Below are 5,812 nucleotides of genomic sequence, written 5' to 3' on the forward strand. Positions count from 1 at the left end.
GACGCGTCGGCCGACCGGGCCAGCCAGATCCGCACGGTGGACCGTAGCGAGCGCATTCGCACCTATAACTTCCCGGAAAACCGGATCGCCGATCACCGGATCAATTTCAAGGCACACAACCTCGATCAGGTCCTCGACGGCGATCTCGACGCGCTGCTCGACGCCCTGGCGGCGGCCGACAAACAGTCCAGGCTCGAGCAGAAATGACCCGGCTCCGCCAGGTGATCGACGCCGCCGCGGCGGCGCTCGCCGAGGCGGGAGTCGGTTCGCCGCGCACCGATGCCGAACTGCTCGCCGCCCATGCGGCCCGCACCGACCGTGGACGTCTTGCCGTTGTCGACGCGGGACCCGAGTTCTTCGACCGGTATGACGACCTCGTCGCCGCGCGGGCAAAACGTGTGCCGCTGCAACACCTCACCGGGACCGCACCGTTCGGCCCGGTGACCGTCGAGGTCGGTCCAGGCGTTTTCATTCCACGGCCGGAAACCGAGTCAGTGCTGGAATGGGCTGTGGCTCAACCGTTGTCACATCGTCCGGTCATCGTCGACCTCTGCACCGGCTCCGGCGCGCTCGCACTGGCGTTGTCGGCGCACTGGCCCGACGCGCGGGTCATAGCCGTCGACGACTCCGAGGACGCGCTCGCCTACGCCAGGCGCAATGCGGCCGGCACGCCTGTCGAGTTGCTGCGCGCCGACATCACGAAACCCGGTCTGCTCCATGAACTCGACGGCAGCGTCGACCTCGTCGTCGCCAACCCGCCCTACATCCCTGATGGCGCGACGCTGGAACCCGAAGTGGCCGAACATGATCCGGCGCATGCTCTGTTCGGCGGGCCGGACGGGATGACCGTTATCAGGGCCATCGCCGAATTGGCCGCGCGGTGGTTGCGTCCCGGCGGCCGGTGCGCCGTCGAGCACGACGACACCACGTCGGCCCTCACCGTCGAAGCGTTCACACACACCGGGCGGTTCGTAGACGTCACTGCTCGACACGACTTGGCGGGCCGACCCCGGTTCGTCACCGCGACCCGGGGTGAGTGAGAGGCTCGAGGCATGACCCAGGTGTTCGACTGTGCTGACGCCGAACAGCGCGCAGGCGGAATCGCATCGGCCATCAGTGCGCTCAAGAGCGGGCGACTGGTCGTGCTGCCCACCGACACCGTGTACGGCATCGGCGCCGATGCCTTCGACCGTGACGCCGTCGCTGCGCTGCTCTCGGCGAAGGGCCGCGGCCGCGACATGCCCGTCCCGGTGTTGGTCGGCTCATGGCACACCATCGAGGGCCTGGTGTACTCGGTCCCGAACAGTGCCCGCGAACTCATCAGGGCGTTCTGGCCGGGCGCGCTGAGCCTCGTCGTGCGGCAGGCGCCGTCGTTGCAATGGGACCTCGGCGACGCGCACGGCTCGGTCATGTTGCGAATGCCGCTGCACCCGGTGGCAATCGAACTGCTGCGCGATGTCGGGCCGATGGCGGTGTCGAGCGCGAACATCTCGGGCCGGCCTGCGGCGGTCACCGTCGACGAAGCCCGCGAACAGCTCGGCGACCTCGTCGAGGTGTATCTCGACGGCGGGCCGTCCGAACAGCAGGCGGCCTCGACGATCGTCGACCTCACCGGCGCCCACCCCCGAGTGCTCCGGCAGGGTCCGGTGACCGTGGAATCAATTGCGGAAGTGCTTGGCGTGGAGCCCCAGACGTTGACGGAGTGAACTCAGCTTGCTGCAGTACGGTGCACCGATGGTGATGGCAGGGGACAGCCTTCTCGCGCTGTCCGATCGCGGCGCCGGCGTCCCGCTGCGCGAGCTCGCGCTCGTCGGCCTTACCGCGGCGATCATCACCTACTTCGCGACTGGATGGGTCAGGGTGCTGGCCACCAAGCTCGGCGCCGTCGCGATTCCCCGCGACCGCGACGTGCACCAACAGCCGATTCCCCGCATGGGTGGGTTGGCGATGTACATCGGAGTGGCCGCCGCGGTCCTGCTGGCGTCGCAGCTGCCCGCGCTGACGCGAGGCTTCGTGTACTCGACGGGCATGCCCGCTGTCGTCGTCGCGGGCGGGCTGATCATGGCCATCGGGTTGATCGACGACCGTTGGGGTCTGGATTCGCTGACCAAGTTCGCGGGCCAGATCACTGCCGCCAGCGTGCTTGTCACCATGGGCGTCGCATGGAGTGTGCTCTACATTCCGTTCGGCGGCGTCGGCACGATCGTGCTGGACCAGGTGTCCTCGATCCTTCTGACGCTGGCGCTGACGGTGTCGATCGTCAACGCGATGAACTTCATCGACGGCCTCGACGGGTTGGCCGCCGGCCTCGGCCTGATCACCGCGTCTGCCATCTGCATCTTCTCGATCGGGCTGCTGCGGGACCACAGCGGTGACGTCCTGTTCTATCCACCCGCGGTGATTTCGGTGGTGCTGGCCGGTGTCTGCCTCGGATTCCTGCCGCACAACTTCCACCGCGCCAGGATCTTCATGGGCGACTCCGGTTCCATGCTGATCGGCCTGATGCTGGCCGCCGCAGCCACCACAGCGGCCGGGCCCATCTCTCAGACCGCGTACGGCGCGCGTGACGTGTTCGCTCTACTGTCGCCGTTCCTCTTGGTCGTGGCCGTGATGTTCGTACCGGCGCTCGACACGCTGCTGGCCATCATTCGCCGCACGCGCGCGGGCGTGCACTTCTCGACGCCGGACAAGATGCATCTGCACCACCGGTTGCTACAGATCGGTCATTCGCACCGACGGGTGGTGTTGCTCATCTACCTATGGGTGGGCATCGTCGCGCTTGGCGCGGCAAGCACGGTTTTCCTCGATCCGCGCCACACCGGCGCGGTCATGCTGGGGGCGATTGTGGTCGCGATCGTGGTGACGCTAATTCCGCTTCTGCGTAGTCGAGAAGACGTGTACGACGAGGAGTAGTAGACGCCTCCGACTATGTGTTAGGGTGCAGGCAGAACCCGAAAAACCTCGCGGGTTGCCGGCCTCCGGGCCATCGGTTCACCGCCGACTGGCACGGAAAAACGACCGACAAAGGGAGCTACCCCTTGGGTGATTCCAGCGAGCATTTTGCGCTCCGATACGCTCGGGGCGCCACGCACAGAATCATCGGGGCAACTCTCTTTCGACCGCGGGATTGAGGTGAAGCAGTGACGACGCCAGCGCAAGACGCGCCGTTGGTGTTTCCGTCCGTTGCTTTCAGGCCGTTGCGCCTGCTCGCAATCTGCGTTGTGTTCGCCGGTCTGGTGACCGCGGGCGCTGCGATGCTTGGTCACGCGATGGTCGGAGTGTTCTTCGGCGTCGGGCTCGGCCTCGGTTTGCTCAACGCCGTACTGGTGCAGCGGTCGGTGGATGCCATTACCGCCGAAGCGCATCCGCTTAAGCGCAAGATGGCGCTGAACTCCGCCACCCGACTTCTGGTGATGACGGTCATCGGGTTGACGATCGCGTTCATCTTCCGGCCGCAGGGACTGGGCGTGGTGTTTGGCATGGCCCTTTTTCAGGTAGTGCTGGTGTTGTCCACCGCGCTACCAGTGATGAAGAAGCTGAAAGCCGGTAGCCCAACAAGCACAGGCGGACTCGAAGGAGAGGCCCCACAGCAATGAGTGAGACGACGATCCTCGCCGCCGAATCCGGGATCCAGGTCGGCCACCACACGGAGGCCCACTGGTTCGGGCTGACGGTCAACACCGACACGGTGCTGGCCACCGCGATCGCCGCGGCGATCGTGCTCGGGCTGGCGTTCTTCCTACGCGCGAAGGTGACCTCGACGGGTGTGCCCGGCGGAGTTCAGCTCTTCTGGGAAGCGATCACCGTTCAGCTGCGCAACCAGGTCGAGACGGCGATCGGTATGAAGGTCGCGCCGTTCGTGCTACCGCTCGCGGTAACGCTTTTCGTGTTCATCCTCGTCGCTAACTGGCTGTCGGTGTTCCCCGTGCAGTACACCGATTCCAACGGGGCGATCCACGAACTGCTCAAGCCGCCCGCGTCGGATATCAACTTCGTGCTGGCGCTGGCCCTGTTCGTGTTCATCTGCTACCACCTGGCCGGCTTCTGGCGCCGCGGCCCCCTCGGACACCCATGGAAGGTGCTCAAGGGTCACGTCGTGTTCCTCGCGCCGATCAACCTCGTCGAAGAGCTCGCCAAGCCGATCTCGTTGTCGCTGCGACTATTCGGCAACATCTTTGCCGGCGGCATCCTGGTGGCGCTGATCGCGCTGTTCCCGCCGTGGATCATGTGGGCGCCGAACGCGATCTGGAAGAGCTTCGACCTGTTCGTCGGCGCGATCCAGGCGTTCATCTTCGCGCTGCTGACGATCCTGTACTTCAGTCAGTCGATGGAACTCGATGAGCACCATGACTGACGCGACCCCACAAGTTCGACCCACGTCCTGGTAGACGACTACCAGTTATCAAGGAGGATAAGGATGGATCCCACAATCGCTGCCGGCGCGCTCATCGGCGGTGGACTGATCATGGCCGGCGGTGCTATCGGCGCCGGTATCGGTGACGGTATCGCCGGTAACGCGTTGATCGCCGGCATCGCCCGCCAGCCTGAGGCTCAGGGCCGATTGTTCACGCCGTTCTTCATCACCGTCGGTCTGGTTGAGGCGGCGTACTTCATCAACCTGGCCTTCATGGCGCTGTTCGTCTTCGCAACCCCGGTTGCCTAGTCAGTTTGGTAGTGGAAACCATGGTTGACCTCAGCACGTCGGTCCTCTCCCGAGAAATCCTTGCGGCAGAAGTCCTTGCGGCAGAAGAAGGTGGCGGCGGCACGAGTAACTTCCTCGTCCCCAACGGCACCTTCTTCTTTGTGCTGATCATCTTCTTGATCGTGCTCGGCGTGATCGCCAAATGGGTCGTGCCACCGATCAGCAAGGTGCTGCGCGAGCGCGATGCCATGGTGCAGAAAACGGTGGAGGACAACCGGCGCGCAGCCCAATTGAGGGCTGCAGCCGAAGCCGATTACCGCAAGGTGATGGCGACGGCACGCCGGGAAGCGACCACCGTCCGCGAAGAAGCCCGCGCCGAAGGGCGCAAGATCGTCGATGACGCGCGGGCCCGGGCCAATGCTGAAGTTTCAGGGTTGCTCCAACAGGCCAACGAGGAGCTGACACAACAGTCTCGCGCGTTGACCGCTGAATTGCAGACATCGGTGGAGACCTTGGCGGCTAGCCTGGCCAGCCGCGTGCTCGGGGTCGACGTGACCACCCGCACGGTGCCCGTCAGCACAGGGCAGGGGCGGTAACAATGTCGACATTCATCGGGCAGCTCGTCGGGTTCGCGGTAATCGTCTTCATCATCTGGAAATACGTTGTGCCCCCGGTGCGCAACATGATGCAGCGGCAGCAGGAGGTCGTTCGCACGCAGCTTTCGGACCACGCTGAGGCGGAGAAGAAGGTCACCGACGCCGACAAAGAGCATGCCAAGGCGCTGGAAGAAGCCAAGGCCGAGGCGGCCAAGGTGATCGAGGATGCGCGGCACGACGCCGAAAGCATTGCCGAGCAGCTGCGCGCCCAGGCGGACGTCGAACTGGAACGCATCAAAACTCAAGGCGCACAGCAGATTCGGTTGTTGCGCGGTCAGCTCATCCGCGAGCTTCGGCAGAGCCTCGGCGCCGAGTCCGTGCATCGCGCAGGCGATCTGGTACGCGACTTCGTCGCCGATCCTTCGGAGCAGTCCGAAACCGTGGACCGTTTCTTAGCAGAGCTTGACGAGATGGCACCGTCGACGACGGTCTTCGAGGATGCCGTCGCCGCGAAGTTGCGTGCCGCGAGTCGCGCATCACTGGCCACAGTTGTCGAAAGTCTCGACGGACTCGT

At 64.9% G+C, this 5,812-nt stretch carries 8 protein-coding genes and 1 pseudogene; all 9 read left to right on the forward strand.

Annotated features, from left to right (window positions below):
- Positions 1-207, forward strand: a pseudogene (locus tag VFH65_RS18345) (peptide chain release factor 1); the annotation flags it as partial.
- On the forward strand, positions 204-1,040 hold the full coding sequence (prmC, locus tag VFH65_RS18350; RefSeq protein WP_353323363.1) for a peptide chain release factor N(5)-glutamine methyltransferase: 837 nt from the start codon (positions 204-206) through the stop codon (positions 1,038-1,040). The pseudogene VFH65_RS18345 and the gene prmC, both read left to right, overlap by 4 nt.
- 12 nt (positions 1,041-1,052) lie before the next feature.
- On the forward strand, positions 1,053-1,706 hold the full coding sequence (locus VFH65_RS18355) for an L-threonylcarbamoyladenylate synthase (protein WP_353323364.1): 654 nt from the start codon (positions 1,053-1,055) through the stop codon (positions 1,704-1,706).
- Positions 1,707-1,734: 28 nt separating this feature from the next.
- Positions 1,735-2,913 (forward strand): glycosyltransferase family 4 protein, encoded by a 1,179-nt coding sequence (locus VFH65_RS18360; RefSeq protein WP_353323366.1) that lies wholly within the window; start codon positions 1,735-1,737, stop codon positions 2,911-2,913.
- 227 nt (positions 2,914-3,140) lie between these two features.
- Positions 3,141-3,596 carry an ATP synthase subunit I gene (locus tag VFH65_RS18365; RefSeq protein WP_353323367.1) on the forward strand — a complete coding sequence of 152 codons (456 nt, stop codon included), beginning with the start codon at positions 3,141-3,143 and terminating at the stop codon, positions 3,594-3,596.
- Positions 3,593-4,354: a F0F1 ATP synthase subunit A gene (gene atpB, locus VFH65_RS18370; RefSeq protein ID WP_353323369.1), complete on the forward strand. Its 762-nt coding sequence runs from the start codon at positions 3,593-3,595 to the stop codon at positions 4,352-4,354. Before VFH65_RS18365 ends, atpB begins: the two co-directional genes overlap by 4 nt.
- Before the next feature lie 63 nt (positions 4,355-4,417).
- Positions 4,418-4,663, forward strand: coding sequence for a F0F1 ATP synthase subunit C (locus VFH65_RS18375; RefSeq protein WP_011561261.1), 246 nt, complete (start codon positions 4,418-4,420; stop codon positions 4,661-4,663).
- 20 nt (positions 4,664-4,683) lie between these two features.
- Positions 4,684-5,238 (forward strand): F0F1 ATP synthase subunit B, encoded by a 555-nt coding sequence (locus VFH65_RS18380; protein WP_353323370.1) that lies wholly within the window; start codon positions 4,684-4,686, stop codon positions 5,236-5,238.
- A gap of 2 nt (positions 5,239-5,240) precedes the next feature.
- A partial coding sequence (atpF, locus tag VFH65_RS18385; RefSeq protein ID WP_353323371.1) for a F0F1 ATP synthase subunit B occupies positions 5,241-5,812 on the forward strand: 572 nt, incomplete at its 3' end.

Source organism: Mycobacterium sp. (assembly GCF_035697385.1).
In the GTDB taxonomy this organism is placed as follows: Bacteria; Actinomycetota; Actinomycetes; order Mycobacteriales; family Mycobacteriaceae; genus Mycobacterium.